Here is a 22,917-nt window from a genome sequence, read left to right as displayed (position 1 = left end):
AGCAAATTGCCTGCCAACCCGTAAACACCGTCGTATAGGCTGTTTCTCCAGAACCAGTCCTTGTGTGTACCGAAAACTTAAGCTCGGGTGTAGTGGTGGTGAAGTCCGCCAAGGATGGCGTGTGATTTAATGCTTCCTATCCGTTGAACCGGACGAGGGGCCGGCGCATCTTTGTCCAACGACCGATGCGTTCTGATGTCGTTGTAATAGCGGGCATAGGATCGCAGAATTCGGCGCAAATGCGCCTCGCCCAAGACAATGATGTGGTCCACACATTCCCGCCGGATTGATCCAATCAGCCGTTCGGCGTAGCCATTCTCCCAAGGCGAGGCTGGTGCGGTAGGTCTGTCCCGGATGCCCATGACGCGCAATCGGCGCGTGACGACGCTGCCATAGATCCGGTCGTGATCGCGGATGAGGTAGTGCGGGGCCTCATCCCAAGGAAATGCCTCCGTGATTTGACGTGCCACCCATTCGGCCGTCGGATGTGCTGTGACGTTGATCCAGACGAGGCCTCTGCGGTCAAGCCGGACGATGACGAAGGTATAGAGCAGGTCGAAACCGATCGTTGGAACAACGAACAGGTCCATGGCGGCAATGTCCGGCGCATGGTTGCGCAAGAAGGTCCGCCATCCCTGGCTGGGTGGCCCGCGCCGTTTGACCATGTACTTGGCGACGCTCGACTGCGCGACCTCAAACCCGAGCTTGAGCAGTTCGCCGTGGATGCGTGGCGCGCCCCAAAGCGGATTCTCCACGCTCATCCGCCGGATCAATCCGCGCAGCTCGGTGTCGATCGGCGGTCGCCCTCCCAACGGGCGCGACTTCCAACGCCAGTAGCAGCGAAAGCCGGCCCGATGCCAACGCACGAGCGTCTCGGGTCGAACAATCATGAGAACCGGAAGGATTGACGGAAACCAGCGATAGAGCTGAACGAAGAACCAGCGATCGTTGCTCGTGAGACGAGCCCGGCCCTTCAGCTTACGCCGCAAGACCACCAGTTGACGTCTGAGCGTGGCGTTCTCAGCCTCAAGCCGGAGCTTGGACTTTAATGGTGAGGCCAAGACCGCCACGACGAAACACAGGAGCCCGATCATTCCGCCAGCTTAGGCGATTTCATCACCTCAGCAACCTGGATAAGGTTTTCGGTACACACGCCTACGGCGTCGCGCGCGTGACGATCCGCCAGGCCCTCGGTGTGCTGTCGGACGAAGGCCTGATCAAGACGATCTAGGGCAAGGGAAGCTTCGTGGCCGATCGGCCTCCTTCGGAGCTGATCCAGCTCGAGTCAAGCTGGCGGCACCTGCTTCGTACGCTCGACGGTAATGTCGCGGAGCTGATCGAGGTTCGGGACGACGTGGCGCTTCCGAACTCAGCGCTGCAGGCCGGCATGTCCAAGGGACGTTATCGATATATGCGCCGTATCCATCGGCGGCGTTCCGCAGCTTACTGCATCATGGAGATGTATCTCGACTCCGAACTCTATGAACGAGATCCTGAGCGCTTCGACGAAGAGATGGTGATTCCGCTTCTCAGTCGCCTTGTGGGACCGACGCTGAAGCACATGAACCAGACCTTTCGAATCGGTTCTGCGAGCATGGAGACCGCCAAAATCCTAGGCATCCCTCCCGGCGCCCCTACCGGCGAGGTCACCAGGGTGATCATCAACGTCGACAATGAAGTGCTTTATCTCGGCAGCGCGAGCTATCGCGGTGACATGGTCGTCTTCAACACGTCGATCGAGGTCCCGCGCACCTGAAATCGGCGTGTTCCAGAGTGCCGCGGGCCTGACGCGCCAGTCTATCGAGGCGCGCTCAACCGGGCCTTTTGGGTGGATGAGCCTGCGCTTGGCGCGGTTGCCACGCCGGGCAGCGGCGTGTTCACCCAGACAGCTTCAGTCGTCGTATCGCCCGGATTGATAAATGTATGTGGCAGCGAAGGGCGCGTGGCTAGCATACATCCGGGCAAGACGATCTGGCCACGGCTGATCTACAAAAGTGGGGCTTGGCTTTTCTTGCGGTCGATTGACCCTTGGCGCTAATCTCTGGGTTGGGGACGGGACGAAAACGCCAGCTTGCTGGGCAGTTCCCGTTTCAGAGATTATCGGCAGAAGTGGGTGTGCCACTACCATCGTCTGACCTTTGTCCGATGACAAGTGCGACGCAGATTGGTGTTGCGAGGGGCTGCCGAAATCTATCCGAGGCGGAATCCGGCGGGTCCGGTTGCCGTTTCGTGTGGTCATTACCTTGAACAAACGATCGGGCGGCGTGTATGCTGCATGCGAGATACACTCGCGCGCAGGTGGAACAATGCGCGGGCCTCTCGGCCGCGCCCCAAAGCAGGTTCTATGAAGAAGCAGGTTCTATGAAGAAGCTCGGAGCAGGCCTTTCGGGATTGATGAACGCGAAACGTAATCCGGCAAACAGTCCGCGCGGCAAAGCGCAATATGATGTCGCGGCGGCGCCAATCGGAATCATGCGCGCCGAGCGCGTTTCAGATCAGGTTTACCGGCGACTTCGACTATCGATCCTGAACGGCGAGATCGCGCCCGGAGCTCGCCTGCGTGAGACAGAGATCGCCGAAAATCTCACGGTGAGCCGGACGCCCGTTCGCGAAGCCATCTCGCGTTTGATCGGGGATCGCCTGGTCCGTGAACTGGCCACTGGCGGCGTTGAAGTGGTCGATACCCGAGCCGAGATGGAAGAAATCTATGCCATTCGCGAGGCGCTCGAGGTCTGCGCCGTCGGGCTGGCTGCGTCGCGCATCGACGCTGCCCAGCTGGATGAGCTCGAGCGTCTGCTTGCGACCGCGGAAGCGACCAGCCACCTGCAGCACGCCAAGCGCGCGGCCTTGAACGAAAGCTTCCATCTGACCATTGCAGATGCGGCGCGTTCGCCTCGCCTAGCTGCATTGATCGCGGAATTTCGCGAATTCTTCCTCAATTCGTCATGGCTCAGCCAGCAGCAGGAAGACGATGCCCGCAAGGCGCTGGGCGACCACCGCGCCATCATCGATGCGCTGCGCCGCGGCGATCGCGCCGGCGCCGAAACGACCTTGAAGAAGCATCTCGGCCGCGCCTATCGCGGCATGATGGTGGAGCGGCGGGCCAAGCCCGCGGTAACGAGCGCTGCGGCGAAGCGGCGCAAATAAGGACGGGTAGCGAAGCTACCCACGACGATACGCTGGTTCGCGCTACCCTGCGGCCTCCGGCTCCACATGACGCGGATTTCATCCGCCGCCTGAATTTGATGCAGATCAATCGGCGCGCCTGCATTCCTGGCGCGTTTTCCTCTCCATCAGGCCCGAGAAAGGGGCATTTCGTGCCAAGCGGCGGCCATTCACGGCCTTGCCGTCGCTTGGCATAGCCGTTGCATCCAGTATTCCGCTTTCTGCATGCAGTATGCAGAAATGACGAGATCCGGATCGGCATGGATTACACTTGGCACTTTCAGATCGTTTGGGACTACCGGATGGTGTTCGTTCGCGGCGCTCTGGTCACGGCCCAGATCACCTTCTGGGCGACGCTGATAGGGCTCGTGCTCGGTCTTCCGCTCGGCCTGATGCGCCGCAGCCAGGTCCTGGTGCTGCGCGCCCCCGCGGCGACGATCGTCGAGCTGTTCCGCTCGACGCCCGCCCTCGTGCAGCTGGTGTGGATCTATTACTCGCTGCCGATCCTCACTGGCCTGCAGATGAGCAACACGGTGTCGGTGTCGGTGGGGCTCGGCCTGCATGCCTCCGCCTATTTCGCCGAGATTTTCCGCGCCGGCATCAATTCCATCAGCCGCGGCCAGTGGGATGCCGCCTATGCGACCGGGATGACCTATGCGCAAGCAATGCGCCGGATCATCTTGCCTCAGGCGATCCGGCGCATGGTGCCGCCCTTCATCAATGAATTCGCCTCGCTCATCAAATTGACGACGCTGGGTTCGGCCCTCGCCGTTTATGAGCTACTGCATGAATCGGAGAACCTGATCAACAGCACCTATCGCCCGCTGGAGATCTACACCGTGCTCGCTCTGGCTTTCGCGGTGCTGATCTTCCCGATCATCTACGCGTCGCAGCTGCTGGAGCGGAGCTGGAAGGTGCGCCAATGACCACTGCGACGATCAGCGCCAGGCAGGTGCAGAAATCCTTCGGCCACACAAAGGTGCTGAAGGGGATCGATCTCGACGTCGCGAAAGGCGAGGTGGTGGCCATCATCGGCCCGAGCGGCTCCGGCAAGAGCACGTTCCTGCGCTGCATGAACTTTCTCGAAGAATATGACGGCGGCGAAATCTGGTTCGACGGGCAGCTGGTTGGCTATCGCAAGCAGACGGGTGGCAAGCTCGTTCGCGACAGCGCGGCGCATGTCGCTGTCATCCGCGCTCGCATGGGTATGGTGTTCCAGAGTTTCAACCTGTTCCCGCATATGAGCGTCCTCGACAACGTGATCGAGGGGCCGATGATCGTCCAGCGCCGCAATCGCAACGAGCTGGTCGACCAGGCGAAGCACCTTCTCAATCGCGTCGGCCTGTCGAGCAAGATCGACGTCTATCCGGAGACGCTGTCCGGCGGGCAGCAGCAGCGCGCTGCGATTGCTCGTGCGCTCGCCATGAATCCCGAAGTGATGCTGTTCGATGAGCCGACCTCGGCGCTCGATCCCGAGCTCGTCGGCGAGGTGCTGGATGTCATGAAGTCATTGGCCAGCGAGGGTATGACCATGGTGATCGTGACGCATGAAATGGCCTTTGCGAGCGATGTCGCCGATCGGGTGATGATGATGGATCACGGCAAGAGCGTCGAGATCGGCGCGCCGGACAGCATCTTTACCCATCCATCGCATCCGCGCACGGCGGAGTTTCTGCAGCGCGTATTGCGATGAGCGTCGGTTTCGACATGGTTTGTTAGGAAGAGAATTTGGATGCGTATCGGAATCTGCGGCGGTGGCATCGGCGGGCTTTCGGCGGCCATCGGTCTGGCCTCGCTCGGTCACGACGTGGAGGTGTTCGAGCGCGCGCCGGAATTGCGGGCGACTGGCGCCGGCCTCAATCTCTGGCCCAATGCTGGCCGTGCGCTTTATGGCCTCGGCCTGCGCGCGGCTTATGATGCGATCTCGGTGCAACTGAACCGCTATCTCGGCTACGATCCCGACGGCACATTGCTGTTCGAGGCGGATGCCAGTGCATGGCCGGAAAAATACGGCGCGGCGTCCGTAGGCGTATATCGGCTGGCGCTGAGCACCATGCTGTCCGATGCCTATGGCCACGACCGGATCAAGTATGGCTACGACGTGTCGTCGGTGGAAAGCCGGAACGACAGCGCCATCTGCCGTTTCGCCAATGGCGAGAGCTATCAGGGCGACGTGATCATCGGAGCCGATGGAATTCATTCGGTGATCCGGGATCAGCTGATCGGCGGCGTCCAGTTTCGGCCCAATGACCATCACGCCTTCCGCTTCCGCTCGGTGATCGATCTCGCCAGCGTCGATGTCGATCCCGCCGCACAGACCGGCATCTACACCACCGGCGGCTGGCTGTCGGTTATCCCGATCGGCAATGGCAAGGCCTATTGGTTCGGTTCGGTACGAGGCGCCGCCACCATCGACGAATTTCTCGCTTTTTTCGCGTCTTGGGACAAGACGCATGTCCCGAACACGCTAAAGATCACGCCGCGGGAGACGATCGTGCAGAGCCCGCTCTTCGATGTCGATGGCAGCCCCTACAAGTGGACCCATGGCCGCGTCACGCTGCTCGGCGACGCCGCGCATCCGATGATGCCCGATCTGGCGCAGGGCGCGAGCCAGACGGTGATCGACGCGCTGGCGCTGCGCGATGCCTTCGCCAAGACCTCGGATGTCGATCAGGCGCTGCACGATTACGAGGCGATCCGGCGGCCTGCCGCGGCCTATATCGTCAAGCGCTCGCAGATGGGCAGCTTCCGCGGTCGCCACAATGCCGATCCGATTGCGATCCGCTACGAGAACGAGGTCGAGACGCAATCCACTTGAGACGTCTATCCCGCCGACGTGCCTACGAGACCATCTCACATCATTGTTTCAGAGACTGCAGGAAGGGATTTCCATCATGACGAGCTTTCGGCGACGTGTTCTCCGTCTTCCCAGCGCCATCACGGCTCTGGCATTGCTGGCTGGCATTCAGCCGGCGACATCGCAGGTGATGGATCGCATCATCAAAGAAAAGACCATCAAGGTGGGCTATATCCCATCGCCGCCCGGCACCATCAAGGATCCAGCCACCGGCGAAGTGAAAGGCTATTACGTCGATGGCCTGCGCTATATCTTCAAGACCATCGGCGTCGAGCCGGTGCTGGTGGAAACCACCTGGGCCAATTATGCCGCTGGCCTGCAGTCGGGTCAGTTCGACATGTCCATCGCCGGCACATTTGCCACCATCCAGCGTGCGGCGGCGGTCGAGTTCACCAAGCCGATCCACTATCTCGGCTATAGCGCGATCGTGAAGAAGGACGACGAGCGCTTCAAGACGCTGGCCGACCTGAACAAGAAGGACATCAAGATCGCGGTGGTACAGGGCGGGGCGGCGAGCGAATATGCGAAGGAGAGCTTCCCGCTTGCCACGCTGGTGACGTTGAGCACCGGTAACCTGACGGCGCCTTTCGTCGAGGTCTCCGCCGGCCGCGCCGATGTCGGCATCGAGGATGCGTGGCAGGCGCGCCGCTATGCCGCGCAGCAGCCCGGTGTCACCGATCTGTTCCAGAGCAATCCCTATAACCTCTTGCCGATCGCCTGGAGCGTGAAGCGCGGCAATCAGGAACTGCTCAACTTCCTCAACTCGTCCATCGACTTCATGCTGTTGACCGGCCGCTGGGAGCGCATGGCCAATGCCTATGGCATGACCGGCCGCTTCTACGACGCCGCCAATCTCAAGCCGTTCGGCACCGTGATGGAGCCGGTGGACGAGAGCAAGAAGTAACGCGATCGCCGCTGCGCATGCGATGCCAGGCGACAGGCATCGCATGCCGGCTGCCACAGCGGAAAGCCATGATGAACGCCGCCAAGCAACGACTTTTGGACCGCATTGACGGAGATCGCGAGCTTCTGATCGCCTATCTGCGCGATTTCATCCGCTTGCCCAGCCCCAATCCGCCGGGTGATACGATCAGTTCTGCGCAGCATGTTCGCCAGCTGCTCGATGCTCGCGGTATTTCCTATCGGGTGATCGCGCCGGAGCCGACCATGCCGAATATCGTGGCGAGTTTCGATGGCGGCAGACCGGGCCGGCATCTCGCGTTGAACGGCCATATCGACGTCTTCCCAGCCGGCGATGGCGCCGGCTGGACCAGGGACCCCTGGGGCGCGGAGCTCATCGACGGGCGCATCTATGGCCGCGGCGCCTGCGACATGAAGAGCGGCACCACGGCCTCGCTCTTCACTTTTCTCTATCTGCATGAGATCCGCGAAGAGTTGCACGGTCGCCTGACCTTGTCGATCGTCTCGGACGAGGAGACGTTCGGCCCCTGGGGCGCGCGCTATCTGGTCGAGCATCATCCCGAGATCATCGGCGACTGCTGCCTGAATGCCGAGCCGACCGGACGCAATACGTTTCGCTTCGGTGAGAAGGGGCCGCTATGGCTCCGTTTCACGGTGCGGACCCATGGCGCCCATGGCGCCTATGTCCATCGCAGCCCCAGCGCCACATCCATCGCATCGAAAGTGATCGGTGAGCTGGAAAAGCTGACCGATCTATCGCCGGCCGAGGTCGGCAATCTCACCGCGCTGTTCGATGCGGCGGCGCCCACCGTCGATCGCGAATGGGGCGATGGCGCCGCGCATAATCTGCGCCGCATCACCGTCAATCCCGGCCTCATGCGCGGCGGGGTGAAGGTGAATATGGTGGCCGCGGAATGTGTGTTCGAGGTGGATATCCGCCTGCCCAATGGTTTCGATGACGCCGATATCCGGCGCGAAGTCGATGCCATCGTCACGCGTCATCCGGAGGTCAGCTACGAGCAGATCGTCTACAATCCGCCGAACTGGACATCGCCGGATACGGAAATGGCCGTCCTGGTGCGCGCCAATGCCAGGGCGGTCTCGGGCATCGAGCCGATGCCGGTGGTCAGCCTCGGCTGCACCGATGCGCGCCTGTGGCGCTACAAGGATGTGCCCGCAATCGTGTTCGGTCCGTCGCCGATCGAGATGGGCGGCGTGGACGAATATGTCGAGGTCGAGGAATTCCTCGATGTCGTCCGCACGCACACGCTGTCGGCCTTCGACTATCTCAGCCGGCCCTAGCCATCACTCACTTTAGAGAGGAACGCCCATGCTGAAAAATCCTCCGCCGTGGCCGAATGGCGCGCGTTGCGCCGTCAGTATCACCTTTGACGAAGATGCCGATAGCATCCTGCATCTGGCGCATCACGCCAGCGCGCATAACCGGCTGGCGGCGAGTTCCATGCTGCGCTACGGGCCGGAAATCGGCACGCCGCGCATCGTCGAAATGTATCAGCGATTCGGCATCCGCCAGACCTTCTTCGTGCCGGCCTGGTGCATTGAGCGCTATCCGCAGACCATCGAGCTGATCCTGAAGGGTGGCCATGAGATCGCCCATCACGGTTATCTTCACGAACATCCCAATGGGCTGCCGGAAGACGAACAGCTCTATTGGCTGCAGCGCTCTAGCGAGGTGATCAAGCGCGTCACCGGCAAGCACCCGCGCGGCATCCGTGCACCGACCTACAAATTCTCCGCCGCCATGCTGGATCATCTGGTGGCCGACGGCTTCGATTACGACGCCTCGCTGATGGGCGACGAAATTCCCTATCTGCTCACTAATGGCCGCGGCAGTGTGGTCGAATTGCCGACCCATTATGCCTGTGATGACTGGCCGCATTATATGGGCTCGCGCGATTTAAATTACATCATGCCGGTGAAATCGCCGGCCCAGGCGATGGACTGTTTCCGTGCCGAATTCGACGCGGCCTGGGAATATGGCGCGCTGTTCGTGCCGGTCTGGCACCCGTTCCTGTCTGGGCGCCTGTCACGCTGCCACGCCATCGCGCAATTTATCGAATATATGATGGACAAGGGCCAAGTCTGGTTCGCGCCGATGGAAGACATCGCTGCGCATGTCCGTCAGCTTATCGCCGGCAAGACATGGCAACCGCGCATCGATCGGCTGCCGCATTATACGGGGCCGATTCCCGAGCTCGGCGACGTGCTGCCGAGCCTGGCGCACTGATCGGCATCCGCTTGCAGGAAAGGACATTCGTTGTGACATCCATGGCAGACCTCCGCACGACCTTGCTGGGTTGGATCGATCAGGACCAGGACAACATCCTGCAATTTATGCAGACTATGGTGCACACACGCTCGCCCAATCCGCCGGGCGATACCCGCGAGGTGATGGCGCTGGTGCGGTACTATCTTGACAGTTGCGGCCTGGCTTATGCGATGGTCAATCGTGACGGGACGATGCCGAATCTGGTGGCGACGCAGGCTTTCGCCGCCGGCCCGAAACATCTCGTGCTCAACGGCCATATCGACGTGTTCCCGGTCGAGACGTCGGAGGGCTGGTCGCAAGATCCGTGGGACGGCCATGTGGATGGTACCATCTGGGGGCGCGGCAGCGCCGATATGAAAGTCGGCACCACGGCGTCGATCCTGACCTACGTTTATCTCTCGCGCCTCGCGCAGCATTTTGCTGGAAAGCTGACGTTGACGGTGGTGTCGGAGGAGGAGAGTTTTGGTCCGAACGGCGCGCGGCACCTGTTCGACGCATGTCCCGAACTCATCACGGGGACGGCGCTGTTGAATGGCGAGCCAAGCGGCGCCAGTGTAGTACGGTTCGGCGAAAAGGGCGCTCTGTGGCTGCGCATAACGGTGCAGACCCCCGGTGGGCATGGCGCTTATCCGCATCTCAGCCCCAATGCCATCGAAAAGGCGCTCGAACTGATCATAGATCTGAAGACACTCGCGCAGGTGGATTTCCAGGAGCCCGATGTGGTGGTCGCAGCGCTGGAGCGCTCGCGCGCGGATTACGATCGGGCTTATGGCGAGGGTGCCAGCGATCTTGCCCGCAAGGTGACGATGAATATCGGCACCATCAGCGGCGGCTCGCGCGTCAATATGATCGCGTCGCGTTGCACATTCGACGTCGATATCCGTCTGCCGAACGGGGCGGATGCGGATGACATGCTGGCGAGGATCGAGGTCCTGCGCGATCGCCACCAGTTCACCTATGAGGTGCTGCTGCTCAACCGGCCCAATTGGGCCGATCCCAACGACGAGCTAGCGCTGATCGTCGCCGACACGGCGGACGCGGTGACAGGCATTCGCCCCGTGCCGGCGGTCAGCCTCGGCAATACCGATGCGCGGCTGTGGCGCTACAGGAATGTCCCGTCGGTGGTCTATGGGCCGTCGCCGCGCGGCATGGGCAGCACCAACGAACATGTCCCGATCGCGGAAGCGCTGAATGTCGTGCGCTGCCATGTGCTCTCCGCAGCCGCCTATCTCCTGCAGAAAGCGTGACGCCGTGAAGATCGATGCGCAGACACTGGATTACGCAGCAGCTTACAAACTCCTGACCGGCGTCGTGGTGCCACGTCCGATCGCATGGATATCGACCATCTCGCCCTCCGGGCAATCCAATCTCGCGCCGTTCAGCTGCTTCACTTACGTGTCCGCCGATCCGCCGATGATCGGCTTCAATTGTGGGCGGCGCGGCGGCGCCCTCAAGGATACAGCCGCCAATATTCACGCCACCGGGCAGTTCGTCGTCAATATCGTGGACGAGACGCTGCTGGAGCCCATGCACCAGTCATCGGCTGATTTTCCGGCCGATGTCGATGAGATCGACCTGCTCGGCATTCCGAGCGAGCCCAGCGAATGTGTGGCACCGCGGCGCATCGCGTCGTCGCCCATCAGCCTCGAGTGCGTTCTCGAACGAGTGATCAGCTTCGGGCGCGCAGGCGCGGAATTTTTCGTCGGCGAAATCAAGCTGTTCCACATCTGTGACGATCTGATCAAGGACGGCAAGGTGGATACCGCCGATCTGCGGCCGCTGGCGCGGCTGGCCGGGCCGGTCTATGCTCGATTGGGCGAGATCATTCGCATGACTGACGGCTGACCTGCGCCGCCTCGCTGATATCGGCTCCCGGCCCAGACTTTGGAGCGATCATAAATGCCGCAGCGTAGTTGTGGTTGGAGTGCTCCGTGCAAAGCTCTTAGGAGTTTTTTTGCTCCTCAGACGACCCCTTGAATTGAAACCGACCACCGCGACTGCGCTTCCCGGCGAGAAGCCGACCTTGCTCTCCGGCGCGCTGGTGGTTTCCGCAGACGTGCGGCAATTCGACCGGCCGACGCGCGTCAATGCGACTTTGCCATCGGGCGTCAATGTGGTGGTGCTGCTCAGCGGTCGGCTGCGTATCACGGTGGGGGATAGGGAACGAGCGCGAGATCCGTAGGCCGGCCGTTCTGGTGATCCGCACGCCCCATGGGGCTGCCCTCAATGTGGTCGAACCGTTCATGTCGGGACTTGCCGGGTTTGGATTGGCCACGATCTAGGTCGTAAACGAGAAGCGCGTTCGCGTGCTGGACTTCACGCTGCCGATGCCCGCGAGCTTCCCGGTTGGCAGATACACCAGCCGCTTCGATCTCAAGCGCGGCCCGCAGGCTGTGTCGTTGCCCGGAAATCTCGCGGGCTGGTGCGAACTCCTCTCACACTATGGCCGCAAATCGCTTCCTGATGTCCTGGTTCCGGCGATCACGCTGGCGCGTGACAGCTTTGCTCTCTCGGACTTCGGTTGTGATGAGATCAACGAGGAAGTGCCGCTACTCGAGGCCTATCATCGCAATCTCAAACCCACCAGGAGAACATTCATGAACACACCGATCCATCCCAAAGGCTGGGTTCGGGGCAAAACCTCGAATGAAACCAATCACCTCAACTGGGGTGTCAAGGCGGGTAGTCATATCTATGTCGCCGGTATGCTGGCGACCGACCCCTACGACGGTAGTATCGTTGGCGTTGGCGACATCGACGCTCAGACGCGACGAGTACTCGACAGCATCAAGGAGGTTATTGAAACGGCAGGGGCTAAGATGGACGATATCGTCTTCAACCAGATATTCCTGCGCGATCTTTCCGACTACGACCGAATGAACGCCATCCACGTTCAGTATTTTCCGAACGTGCTTCCGGCGCGCTTCTGCGTCAAACTCGAAATGGTGAAGCCAGAGTTTTTAATCGAGATCGCCACCACGGCGGTCATTTCATAGGCTAGCGGAGACGATGATCCGCACCGGCGTAGTTGCTCCAGAAGTGACCACGCGCGGCGGCGAACCGCCCGGAAAAAGCGAAGAGCACAAGTGAGGGCTCTGATCTCGCATGGTCGTCGCATCGTGCTACGTCCAATCACTTGGCGAACGGGTTGTATGTACCGAAAAGCCGCCATACTCGGACGTGGTGATGGTGATGCCCACCAGGGATCACGTGTGAATCTCTGGGATACGCTGAAGGCCGGCAAGCCATGGCTTGGCGCGGCGAAGACCGGTCGACAACGAAGAGACCAAGATCCGTCTCAGGGGATCGGATCGGAGCGGCGAGAGTTCCAACTGAGGAAGCGGGCCAGTGGTTTCACTCAAACGGGCCGCTTCAGTTCTGGTGTTAACTTGCTCCGTAAACGTCGAGCATTTCGGAGAAGCCGACGGCAAACCGGCCTGATTTCCGACTATCTCGAATCGCTCGCGGACGTGCTCCGGTTCGATCAATCACTGGCACAGCGCCTGCGGCAGGAAATCGAAGATCATCTACGGGAGGCGGTTGCTGCCGATCCCGCGGGCGACGGGCTCGAGGCAGAGCGCCGCGCGGTCGCGAATTTTGGCGACGCTCATGCCATCGCAGCCCAGTTCGCGGTCATCTCGCTTGCGCAGCAGATCAGCAGATTTGGCGGCGCGACCATCCTCCTCATCGTCGGAATCCTAATCGCCATGAAGGTCCGCGTCGCCTGGTATGCCATCATGCAGTGGACGACCCGCGACGACGTGAAGGCGATTGGTGAATTCGTGGGGCTGATTGACCGCTATGCATTCCTGTCTTCCGTTGTCGTCGCGATCGTGGGCTGGGCCTACATCGGCAGCAGCCGAATGTCCGCAGCCTTCGATGCCGGATATCGCAGGCAACTTCGTCGTTCCTTCATGCTCAGCGTTGTCGCGACGACGGCACTTGCTTTGTCGGTTCTCAGCGACGGTGTGCTAACGGTGCTCCGCTTGCTCGCAACGGAATTTCACTCCGGCGCGCTCCTTCCGCTCGTCTCGATGGCGATTGAAGTCGCATGCGTCTGCGTCCTCGCTTGGCACATTCGGAGCATTGCGCGGCGAGCGACGTCCCTCGCTGCCTTGCTGAACGCATGACTCGCCCCGCGGTCGACGGAAGCCACGGGCGTGCAATGAGATTGTGAGACGCGCGTTCAGCGCATGCAACTCGACGGCTTGCAGCGGGAGAACGGCAAGTTTCGGTGCCGATAGCATGTACCGAAGTGGCGCACCCGACACGATTCGAACGTGTGGCCTTCGCCTTCGGAGGGCGACGCTCTATCCAGCTGAGCTACGGGTGCTAACTGCTTACGCAGTGCTTACGCGGATTTCATGATGAGTAAAGCCTCAACACGTAGCCCTCGCAAGCCCTTGGATTACAATGCTCTTTCTTCGTCACTTTTCGCACCAACCGGCTTGACACTTGCCTTCGGAGGGCAACGCTCTATCCAGCTGAGCTACGGGTGCTTGGCAGTTCATTTAGCCGATTGGTCTGCTGTCGGCAACGGCCTTGAGGTGATTGTTCGGCCGGGCACAGGCGATAAACTGGGCGTAGAAACTGTGTACAAACGCCGTCTGCCCAGGGAGATTCGTCATGCGGCCGCTCGAATTTGGCTGGTATTTGCCGACACATGGCGACACCACGGCCTATGGGCTGATGGAAGCGCAGGTGGCTGGCTCGCCGGAACTCTGCGAGCGGGTGGTGCAGGCCGCCGAAGCGGCGGGCTTTGAATATTTGCTGATCCCGGTCGGCTCGGTGTGCTGGGAGGCCTGGATCACGGGTGCCTTCATGGCGGCGCGGTCGTCGAAGATCAAGCCGCTGATTGCGGCGCGTCCCGGCTATATCAATCCGGTGCTGCTGGCCAAGATGATCTCGACCTTCGACCAGATGTCGGGCGGGCGCATCTGCATCAACCTGATCGCGGGCCAGAACGAGAGCGAGGTCGAAGCCGAAGGCGTTCGTTATGCCAAGGAAGAGCGTTACGCGCTGATGGACGAGGAGGTCTCGATCCTGAAGGCGCTGTGGACCACGCGCGGGCCGGTGCATTTCGACGGCAGGTTCCACACGCTGTCGGGTGCGCATATCCGGCCGCGGCCGCTGCAACAGCCGTTTCCGAAATTCTATCTCGGCGGCGGCTCGCGGCAGGCGTGGGAATTATCGGCGAAACATTCCGATGTGCATCTGTTCTGGGGCGACCTGCCGGAACGCATCGCGCAGGACATCGCCGAGATCAGGGCGCTGGCGCGCAGCCACGGCCGCGAGCAGGAGATCGGCTTCGGCATGCGGCTGCAGGTGATCTGCCGCGAGAACGAAGCGGATGCGTGGGAGGCGGCTGATCATCTGGTGCGTCACGCCACCGAACGGCAGAAGCAGGAGATGAAGACGCTCTACAACAATTCAGTCGCCAATCAACGGGTGCAGCAGCTTGCGCGCGAGCATGGCGATCTGCTGTTGCCACATCTGTGGACCGGCATCACCAAGGTCCGGCCTGGCGCCGGCATTGCCGTGGTCGGCAATCCCGTCCAGTGCGCCGATATGCTGCAGCAATTCATCGATGCCGGCTGCCATTCCTTCTGCCTGTCCGGCTATCTGCATGACGAAGAGGCCGAACGCTTCGGGCGGCTGATCCGTCCGATCCTCGCGGAGAACAATCGCGGCCGCCTGATGGCGTAACTCAGGCCGGCACGATCGTCTTGCCGATCGGCCACAGCGCGATGCCGGCAAGCTTGAGATGCGCCCAGGCGAAGGGCAGGCCGATGATGGTGACTGCCCAGATGATCGCCGTGAGCAGGTGACCGAGCGCAAGCCACCAGCCCGCGAGCACGAACCAGATCAGATTGCCGATCAGCCCGAACGCGCCGGTCCCGACGTCGCTCGCGCCGGTGATTTCGTCACGGCGCACCGCCCGCGAGCCGAACGGCAGCAGGGTATAGACGGCGATGTTGAAAGCCGCGCGCGCCCAGGGCAGGCCGACGATCGTGATCGCCATGATAATTGCGGCGACAAGCCAGCCAAACGCCATCCACGCGCCGCCGATCAGGATCCAGAGCACATTGAGGAGGATGGAAAGAGGAGACATGGGTTCACTCGTCATTGCCTGGTGGCCAGATTGCCTCGTGGCCGGCCTCCCCCCATATTTGTACGCCATCGTCGTCGCGCAAGATAGCTGCCCGATCGGCTCTAGGCCAGAACCCGTGCCGTCGCCTGGTCCATGTCGAGCAATCGCCTGATCTCCGATGCCGGCTTCGGTGCGCTGAACAGGAAGCCCTGCATCTGCGTGCAGCCCAGTTCGCGTAATAGTTTTCGCTGCTGTTCGGTTTCGACACCTTCGGCCGCGGTAGTCATGTTGCGCGACGCGGCGATATTCACCACCGCCTGCACGATGGCAGAGGAACCGTCGACCTCGATGTCGCTGACGAAGCACCGGTCGATCTTGATCTTGTCGAACGGAAACCGTTTCAGATAGCTCAGGGAAGAATAGCCGGTGCCGAAATCGTCCAACGCGATGCGCACGCCGATGGCGCGGAGCTGGTGCAGGATCGCGAGCGCGGCTTCATCGTCCCTGATCAGCACCGCCTCAGTGATCTCTATCTCCAGCCGGCCGGGCGCGAGACCGGAGGCGGTGAGCGCGCCCGTGATCCGCAACGCCAGCGTTTCGCATTTGAGCTGGACCGGCGAGACGTTGACGGCGAGCCGGATGTGAGACGGCCAGGTGGCCGCTTCCGTGCAGGCCGTGCGCAGCACCCAATCGCCGAGCTCGTTGATCATTCCGGTATCTTCTGCCACCGGAATGAATTCGGCGGGAGAGACCATGCCGCGCTCCGGATGACGCCAGCGCAACAGCGCCTCGCAGCCCGCCACCTGATTGGTTCTCGAGTCCAAGAGCGGCTGGTAGTGGATCTCGAAACCGCCTTCCACCATGGCTTGCCGCAGGTCCTGCTCCATGGTGAGGCGGGCCTGGGCGCTTTCATCCATCGCCGGCTCGAAGAAGCGATGGGTCCGGCGCCCGCCCGCTTTGGCGGCATACATCGCCAGATCCGCGTGCTTGATGAGCTGGTCCAACTCCGTGCCGTCCTGCGGCGCCAGCGCGATGCCAATGCTGGCGTCGGTGGAAAGATGATGCCCGAGGCAGTCGCAAGGTTGTCGGATCGCGCCATGGATCCGCGTCACGAATTCCGCGACGTCGGACGTTGCATCAACGGCGGTCTGGATCACGGCGAACTCGTCGCCGCCAAGCCGGGCGATCAGGTCGCTGGGTTTGAGGCAGGCCTTGATCCGTGCGGCCACCGTCTTCAGCAATTCGTCGCCGATATGATGGCCGAGCGAGTCGTTGATGGCCTTGAACTCGTCGATATCGATGTAAAGCAATGCGAACCGTTCACCGCGCATTGCCCTTTCGAGCTCGCGCGCGATCTGCGCACGGAACAGCACGCGGTTCGGCAGGTCGGTCAGCGCATCGTAATGCGCAAGATAGGTGATCCTTTCGTTCGCGAGCTTGCGTTCGGTTACGTCCTCGACGACGTTGATGATGTAGTGCGTCGTGCCGGCCTGATCGCGTATGCCGATGCGTTTCGAGGTGATGTAGCGTTCGCCTTTCGCCTGGGTCTTCCAGAGGTGTTCATCCCTGTAGAAGCCGTCGGTGGACCCCAGCAGCCTTTCGTCGTCTGAGGTGATGATTCGGGCGGCGGCGGCCGGAAAGACATCGAATGCGGTCTTGCCGACGATCAGGTCGCGTGAGATGCCGAACTTCTCCTCGGCAACACGGTTGACCAAGAGATAGCGCCGGTCGTGCGCATCTTTGACCGTGATCTGCGAGGGGATGTGATCGATGATCTCGCGCAGGAACGCGTAGTTCCGGTCGCGCTCCTGCTCCAGCCTGCAGCGCTCGGTGATGTCCTCGATGGTGGTGATCCACCCGCCGTGCTTGAGTGGCGTGCTGACGGCGGAAAACCAGCGGCCGTCCGCGCTGCCTGCCAGGCTGCGATCAACCCGGCCCTGCGCGATATTGTTCATGACGGAGGTGCAGAATTCGTCGACGTCGCCGTCAAAAAGTCCGTTCGCCTGGCGGTGCCGCATCAGGTCGCGGAAGTGGCATCCCGGCTTCACGATGTCGGTCGAGAGCTGGAACATGTCGAGATAGCGACGGTTGAAGGTCACGATGCGGCCGGCGGCGTCGTACTGCACCAGCCCCTGGATCATGTCGTTCAGCGCGGTATCGAGCCGTTGCCGCTCCGCCTTCAGCCGTTGCCGCGCGTGGCGGTTTTGCTTGTTGATCTCGCGGGTGATCAGGAACAGCACGCCTGCGACCACCAGGGCGGCGAGCGCTGCGGCGACGATCAGGAATTTGGTCTGCGCACGCCAGTCTGCAAGTGCCGCGGCGATCGAATTGGTTGCGACCACGACCGCCGGGAAATGGCCCAGCCGCGCCGCCGAGCCGAGCCGCTTCATTCCATCGACCGGGCTTTCGATGCGTAGGGTATGCTGGCCTCCCTTCGCCAGCACCTCTCGCATCAGCGGGGCGGAGGCGAAATTCCGTCCGATCATCTCATCGATGCGCGGATGACGGGCGAGCAAGGTGCCGTCGGCGTGAAATAGGCCGATGGTCGCGCTCGCGCCTGGAGCGACGGAAGCAAAGAACTTCTCATAGTTCGCGGGATCGATCCGCCGTGTCATGATCCCGAGAAAGATTCCGTTGTGCCCGGTCAGGCGGTGGGCGATCACGGTATTGAGTTTGCCGTTGCGATAGCTGCGGACTGCTTCGGCGAGAACGGTCTCCGTCGTCGGATTGGATTTGAAGCTCTTGAAGTAGGCGCGCTCGGATATGTCGAGCTTCGGCGCCGGCAGCGGTCCGGACCAGTTGATGATCTGCCCGTCGGTGTCGAACAGCGAGACGTCGCCGAGATAGGATAGGCCCTTCGATTTCAGCACGTGGTGCACTTCGGCGGTCGACATCCGTTCCTTGAACGCTCCCGGCGAGGCAAGCTCCGGAATCCGCAATTGTGAGATCAGGTCGGAAGCGATCGTCGCGGAGTCTTCGAACTGCTGGTCGAAATGGCGCGTCAGCATCAGCACCGTGTTTTCCAGTTCGCGCTCGCTGTTGTGCAGGGCGCGCTCACGGAATTGGCCGACCATCAGGATGGTGCCGGCAAAGATCGCGGTCACCAGCAATCCGCCGCAGAGCGTCAGCCACAGCACCGGGCCGCGGATCGTCGCGGCGAAGTGGCGGCGGAAGACCTTCGCGCGAAGGATGATCCTATGGATGTGCTTTGAAGGATTGCGCATTCCCGAATTCCCGGGAGGCAGGGATACAACGCAAAATTGCCACAAGCGGTTAGGAAATCCGGTTACTCAACGCTTAATTGGGGTCTTGCAGTATTTCCTCGCGATGGTTGTGGGGTCCCGGTCCTCAGCGCCGATACCTGCTCGTTCGGGTGTAAGCCGGACGTGCCTCCTCCATCGCCCGGCTCGCCAGGTGAGCCCGCGCTTCGCTCGTCAGCGGCATCGACGGCTTGAGGTCGTCCAGGAAGATCGGTCTCGAGAAGTAGTAGCCCTGGGCGTAGCGGATCTTGGTCGCAGCCTGCAGGTAGGCCAGCTCCTCGTAGGATTCGATGCCTTCCGCGATCACGGTCATGCCGAGCGCCTCGCTCAAGGATTCGATCGCTCGCAGGATGCCCTGGCTGCGCGGGCGCTTATGGATGTCGGTGATGAAGGAGCGATCGATCTTGATCTCGTCGGCGGTGATGTCGGCGAGCGCCGACAGCGACGAATAGCCGATGCCGAAATCGTCGATCGAGATCCCGACGCCGATCCCGCGCAGTATCGGCAGGATCTCCTCCTGGAAATGCGATTTGGTGACGAAAGCATCTTCCGTCACCTCGATCATGAAGCGCTTCGGGTATCCCGTCTCCTCGAGCGCGCGGGCGAACGGGCGCATGAATTCGGGATTGGCGGCCTGCTTGGCCGCGACATTGATGCTGATGGAAGCGTCGGGACCAAAGGTGTTGTTGATCAGGTCGATCGATCTCACGATCTCCGCCAGCACCAGATGGGTCAGTTCGTCGATCAGCCCGAGCTCGACGGCGAGGTTGACGAAAGTGCCGGGCGCCTGGATCACGCCCTCATTGTCGCGCAGCCGCACCAGCGCCTCGATGCCCCTGACCTCCTGCGTCCTGAGATCGACCTTGGCCTGGAAGGCGCAGCAGAAGCGCTTCTCCAGGATCGCGAGGCGTAGCGACTGCTCGATCTTCATCCGCGCGATGGCCTCGACTTCCATGCTGGCGTCGAAGAAGGCCGCAGCACCCTTGCCGCTGTGCTTGACCCGATACATCGCGATATCGGCGTTCTGGCGCAGCTCGTCGTAGCTTCGGCCATGCTCGGGATAAAGGCTCACGCCGATCGAGGTGGAGGCGAAGATCTCCGACTGGTCGATGAAGAACGGCGCCTTCAGCCGCTGCAGCATGAATTCGATGTAGTCGGCGACCTCCTGCTCGGTCTGGATCGGATTGAGCAGCAGCAGGAATTCGTCGCCGGAGATGCGCGACAGAATGTCGGTTTCGCGTAAGGACAGGCTGAGCCGCCGGGTCATCTCCACCAGCAGCGCGTCGCCGATGGCGTGGCCGTAATAGTCGTTGATGTGCTTGAAATTATCGATGTCGAGGAAGGCGAGCGCGAAATGGCTGTCTGCATCATCACGGTACAGCAGGCTGTTGACGCGGTGCTCGATCACCCGGCGCGTCGGCAACCCGGTCAGCTCGTCATAATAGGCGGAACGGAATAGCTGGTCCTCGAACGCCTTCTGCTCGGTGATGTCGGCGGAGGTCGACAGCAAGAGATTACGGTCGGCGATCCGCACCGGCCGATGCGCGGTGAGGAACACCTGCTTGGCCGCGCCGGAAGCAACCGCTTCCTCCAGCACCGCGGAGCGGCCGTTCCGTAGCAATTCGAGACAGGTCTCGCGGCGCTCGTCCAATTGCGAGGCCATTGCATCGCTTGCCAGTTGGAAGCGCGCCGCGGCCGCATCGTTGACGACCAGGAAGTCGCCCTGCTCGTCCTGGACCGTGACGCCCGCAGGCAACAACCTGACGACATCACGCAGAATCCGCAATTCGGAATGGAGTTCGCTCTCATTCGTGGCCACCGCCGTGGCCATCTGAAAGTCGTGCTTTATGGGACTGTGCATGCGCGCGAACTTGGCAAAGTCCCTTGTAGTTTTGGTTAAGTGGAACTGAGAAAAACCGCGACATCTGTGTCGATAGGAGATTTCAACAGGCGCCACCTCAATCGTCATTAACAGAGCGTCAACCCGATCATCGAGTGCTTGCGGCTGTCTTTCGTTTCGCCTTCGCTTCGGAGCGAAGCGCGAAAAAGCGCGATCAAGCCGTGGGAATACGGCACTGCATGGTACAGTGAATACCGGTCTTGAGATAGCTGACGTCGGTCTTGCCGTCGAATGGTCTCAGTGCCGATTTCAAAAGCCTGGTGCCGAAACCCGGCTCGCCGATCTTCTCCACGACCGGCCCCTCGGTCTCGTCCCAGGTGATGGTGAGGCGATCGTCGGACACCGACCATGATACCTGCAGGAAGCCGCGCGCGGAGGAAAACGCGCCATACTTGCCGGCGTTGGTGGCGAGCTCATGAAAGATCAACGCCAGGCTCACCGCCAGCTTGGCCGGCAGAAACAGACGATCGCCGTTCAGGTTGAACCGGACATGGCCGTAGGGACCAAGTTCGGAGATCAGGAGGTCCTGGATATCGCATCCGTTGCCGTCGACCTTTGCGATCAGGTCGTCGGTCGCCGACAGCGCGCGGATGCGGTGATCGATGCGACTCCAGATCTGCGGCTGGTCCTGCAGCGCCTGGTGCAGCACCGCATGAATGGTTGAGGACTTGTTCTTCAGCCGGTGCTGCAATTCGTCGACCACGAGCTTGCGGTAGTCCTGCTCGCCAATCAGGCGTTTGGCGATCCGCTGCTGCTCGGCGACGATCGAGCGGTAGTGCTCGACGCCCCAGATCGTGAGGCCGCAGACCGCCCAGAACATCAAAAGCAACGCGATCCGCGTCGGATCGGTGACCGTGCTGCCGAAATTGAGGGCGAGGCCGAGCACGCCGCTTACAAATGCGGTCAGAACTCCGATGCGAAAGCCCCCGAAGGCACCGGCGAAGAACACCGCCGGAAAGTATGGCGTGAAGAACACGTCCGGGCGAAGCTGGGACAGACCCCAGCGGACCGCCGTCGCCAGCGCCAAGCAGATGATCGCAAAGCCGAGGCCGAGCGCGAGCGACGGCGGGGCGTCCCCGCGCCAGCCGCACCTGAACTCGTCGATCAATCTCTTCATGGCTTTGTCACTTCAGGTGATCAGCGAATCCAAAATAAGGCCGAACCGACGGGTAAGCCGCGATTTGTGGCCGGCAGAGGGCCGCGGGCCACAGCCGGCTGCGTTGTTCACCGAACAGTCCGCTTGCCTTGTTCCGCCTGTGGCAGGAATATCCCACTCCATCGAATTCGACTGACAGCTTAAGAGGTAATGACATGGGACGGTTAGACGGCAAGGTCGCGGTGATCACGGGCGCCACGAGCGGCATCGGCCTGCGCACGGCGGAGGTTTTCGTCGCCGAGGGTGCGAAGGTTGTCATCGCCGGGCGCCGCATCGCCGAAGGCGAAGCCTTGGCCAAGGCGCTTGGCGCCAACTGCATCTTCCGCCAGACCGACGTCACCGTGGAAGAGCAGATGAAGGCGCTGATCGCGCTGACGCTGGAAAAATTCGGTAAGGTCGACTGCCTCTTCAACAATGCCGGCGGTCCGGCGCAGACCGGCGGCATCGAGGGATTGGAGGTCGACCGTTTCGATGCCGCGATGGCAACGCTGGTGCGCAGCGTCATGCTCGGCATGAAGCATGTCGCGCCGCACATGAAGAAGCAGGGCTCCGGCAGCATCATCAACAATGGCAGCATCGCCGGGCGGCTTGCCGGCTTCTCGTCCTCGGTGGTCTATGGCGCGGCAAAGGCCGCGGTGATCCATCTGACCAAATGCGTGGCGATGGAGCTCGGCGAGTCCGGCATTCGCGTCAATTCGATCTCGCCCGGCGCGATCGCAACCGGCATCTTCGGCAAGGCGCTGGGATTGTCGACCGACGCCGCGGAGAAGACGCCGGCTGTCATGCGCGAGGTCTACAAGAGCGCCCAGCCGATCCCGCGCGCCGGCCTGCCCGACGACATCGCGCATGCCGCCGTGTTCCTCGCCAGCGACGAATCCTCCTTCATCAACGGCCACGACCTCGTCGTCGACGGCGCCATCACCGGCGGCCGCAACTGGACCCAGCAGCAGCAGGGCTACGTCGCCTTGCGCAAGGCGTTTGATCAGGGCGGCTAGCGACGGCATAGTTGACTGACCCTCATCCTGAGTCCGCGAAGCTGTAGGGTGGGCAAAGCGCAGCGTGCCCACCATCCACGGTTGGTGCAAGAAAAGGTGGGCACGCTGCGCTTTGCCCACCCTAGGCGTCGTCGCGAATTATGATTTAATTTTCAAACAGCCGAGGGGTGTGAGTCTGCGTTCTCGCGACGTGATACGTCCGAGTTTTGCGTCACTTTCCACCCTCATCGAATAGAGGGCGCAGGGAAAGCCGGGTGCCGGTTGCACCCATGGGTCCCGTGC

General features: G+C 61.6%; 20 protein-coding genes and 1 tRNA gene. 15 read left to right on the top strand and 6 right to left on the bottom strand.

The genetic code is table 11. From position 1 onward, the window contains the following. Window positions 1-77: 77 nt before the first annotated feature. Window positions 78-1,094 (bottom strand): integrase core domain-containing protein, encoded by a 1,017-nt coding sequence (locus OZ411_RS37935; protein ID WP_282532027.1) that lies wholly within the window; start codon window positions 1,092-1,094, stop codon window positions 78-80. A 152-nt stretch (window positions 1,095-1,246) separates the two neighbouring features. Between OZ411_RS37935 and OZ411_RS37930 the strand changes: the two genes are divergently transcribed. The 13 genes from OZ411_RS37930 to OZ411_RS37870 all read left to right on the top strand — a co-directional run bounded on the left by OZ411_RS37930 (window position 1,247) and on the right by OZ411_RS37870 (window position 13,363). Then, complete coding sequence (locus OZ411_RS37930) at window positions 1,247-1,756, top strand: UTRA domain-containing protein (protein WP_282532026.1); 510 nt, start codon at window positions 1,247-1,249, stop codon at window positions 1,754-1,756. Between the two features lie 605 nt (window positions 1,757-2,361). Next, the gene (locus OZ411_RS37925; protein ID WP_282532025.1) at window positions 2,362-3,147 is read left to right on the top strand and encodes a GntR family transcriptional regulator; all 786 of its coding nucleotides are present in this window, start codon (window positions 2,362-2,364) and stop codon (window positions 3,145-3,147) included. Between the two features lie 278 nt (window positions 3,148-3,425). Then, a complete protein-coding gene (locus OZ411_RS37920; protein WP_282532024.1) occupies window positions 3,426-4,091 on the top strand; it encodes an amino acid ABC transporter permease in 666 nt (221 codons plus the stop codon). Next, window positions 4,088-4,858, top strand: a complete 771-nt coding sequence (locus OZ411_RS37915) for an amino acid ABC transporter ATP-binding protein (protein WP_282532023.1) — start codon at window positions 4,088-4,090, stop codon at window positions 4,856-4,858. The genes OZ411_RS37920 and OZ411_RS37915 overlap by 4 nt, the downstream gene beginning before the upstream one ends. Window positions 4,859-4,897: 39 nt before the next feature. After that, the gene (locus OZ411_RS37910; protein WP_282532022.1) at window positions 4,898-5,983 is read left to right on the top strand and encodes an FAD-dependent monooxygenase; all 1,086 of its coding nucleotides are present in this window, start codon (window positions 4,898-4,900) and stop codon (window positions 5,981-5,983) included. A gap of 76 nt (window positions 5,984-6,059) precedes the next feature. Then, window positions 6,060-6,926, top strand: a complete 867-nt coding sequence (locus OZ411_RS37905; protein ID WP_282532021.1) for an ABC transporter substrate-binding protein — start codon at window positions 6,060-6,062, stop codon at window positions 6,924-6,926. A 71-nt stretch (window positions 6,927-6,997) separates the two neighbouring features. Beyond that, entirely contained in the window at window positions 6,998-8,245 is a 1,248-nt protein-coding gene (locus OZ411_RS37900) for an ArgE/DapE family deacylase (RefSeq protein WP_282532020.1), read from the top strand. A gap of 28 nt (window positions 8,246-8,273) precedes the next feature. Beyond that, window positions 8,274-9,191: a polysaccharide deacetylase gene (locus OZ411_RS37895; RefSeq protein WP_282532019.1), complete on the top strand. Its 918-nt coding sequence runs from the start codon at window positions 8,274-8,276 to the stop codon at window positions 9,189-9,191. A 41-nt stretch (window positions 9,192-9,232) separates the two neighbouring features. After that, window positions 9,233-10,480 (top strand): M20/M25/M40 family metallo-hydrolase, encoded by a 1,248-nt coding sequence (locus OZ411_RS37890; RefSeq protein ID WP_282532018.1) that lies wholly within the window; start codon window positions 9,233-9,235, stop codon window positions 10,478-10,480. A 4-nt stretch (window positions 10,481-10,484) separates the two neighbouring features. Further along, window positions 10,485-11,078: a flavin reductase family protein gene (locus OZ411_RS37885; protein ID WP_282532017.1), complete on the top strand. Its 594-nt coding sequence runs from the start codon at window positions 10,485-10,487 to the stop codon at window positions 11,076-11,078. A gap of 133 nt (window positions 11,079-11,211) precedes the next feature. Further along, window positions 11,212-11,415, top strand: coding sequence for a hypothetical protein (locus OZ411_RS37880; protein ID WP_282532016.1), 204 nt, complete (start codon window positions 11,212-11,214; stop codon window positions 11,413-11,415). Between the two features lie 124 nt (window positions 11,416-11,539). Further along, a complete protein-coding gene (locus OZ411_RS37875; RefSeq protein ID WP_282532015.1) occupies window positions 11,540-12,229 on the top strand; it encodes a Rid family hydrolase in 690 nt (229 codons plus the stop codon). A 216-nt stretch (window positions 12,230-12,445) separates the two neighbouring features. Further along, window positions 12,446-13,363, top strand: coding sequence for a hypothetical protein (locus OZ411_RS37870; RefSeq protein WP_282532014.1), 918 nt, complete (start codon window positions 12,446-12,448; stop codon window positions 13,361-13,363). Between the two features lie 126 nt (window positions 13,364-13,489). Here the strand turns inward: OZ411_RS37870 and OZ411_RS37865 are convergent. Then, window positions 13,490-13,566 (bottom strand) — tRNA-Arg (locus tag OZ411_RS37865). Window positions 13,567-13,859: 293 nt separating this feature from the next. Here OZ411_RS37865 and OZ411_RS37860 point away from each other — a divergent pair. Further along, window positions 13,860-14,939, top strand: coding sequence for an LLM class flavin-dependent oxidoreductase (locus tag OZ411_RS37860; protein WP_282532013.1), 1,080 nt, complete (start codon window positions 13,860-13,862; stop codon window positions 14,937-14,939). A gap of 1 nt (window position 14,940) precedes the next feature. Here the strand turns inward: OZ411_RS37860 and OZ411_RS37855 are convergent, their stop codons facing one another. From OZ411_RS37855 to OZ411_RS37840, 4 genes are all read right to left on the bottom strand, one after another. Continuing rightward, entirely contained in the window at window positions 14,941-15,345 is a 405-nt protein-coding gene (locus OZ411_RS37855; RefSeq protein ID WP_282532012.1) for a YccF domain-containing protein, read from the bottom strand. 101 nt (window positions 15,346-15,446) lie between these two features. Next, entirely contained in the window at window positions 15,447-18,548 is a 3,102-nt protein-coding gene (locus OZ411_RS37850; RefSeq protein ID WP_282532011.1) for an EAL domain-containing protein, read from the bottom strand. 124 nt (window positions 18,549-18,672) lie between these two features. Further along, a complete protein-coding gene (locus OZ411_RS37845) occupies window positions 18,673-20,415 on the bottom strand; it encodes an EAL domain-containing protein (protein WP_282532010.1) in 1,743 nt (580 codons plus the stop codon). Between the two features lie 223 nt (window positions 20,416-20,638). Next, entirely contained in the window at window positions 20,639-21,601 is a 963-nt protein-coding gene (locus OZ411_RS37840) for an HWE histidine kinase domain-containing protein (protein ID WP_282532009.1), read from the bottom strand. A 194-nt stretch (window positions 21,602-21,795) separates the two neighbouring features. Here OZ411_RS37840 and OZ411_RS37835 point away from each other — a divergent pair, with 194 nt between their 5' ends. Next, window positions 21,796-22,635, top strand: coding sequence for an SDR family oxidoreductase (locus tag OZ411_RS37835; RefSeq protein ID WP_282532008.1), 840 nt, complete (start codon window positions 21,796-21,798; stop codon window positions 22,633-22,635). The last annotated feature ends 282 nt before the right edge of the window (window positions 22,636-22,917 follow it).

The sequence above is a fragment of the Bradyrhizobium sp. Arg237L genome (assembly GCF_029990105.1).
Lineage (GTDB): Bacteria > Pseudomonadota > Alphaproteobacteria > Rhizobiales > Xanthobacteraceae > Bradyrhizobium.
This window is presented reverse-complemented; position numbering and strand designations above follow the sequence as displayed.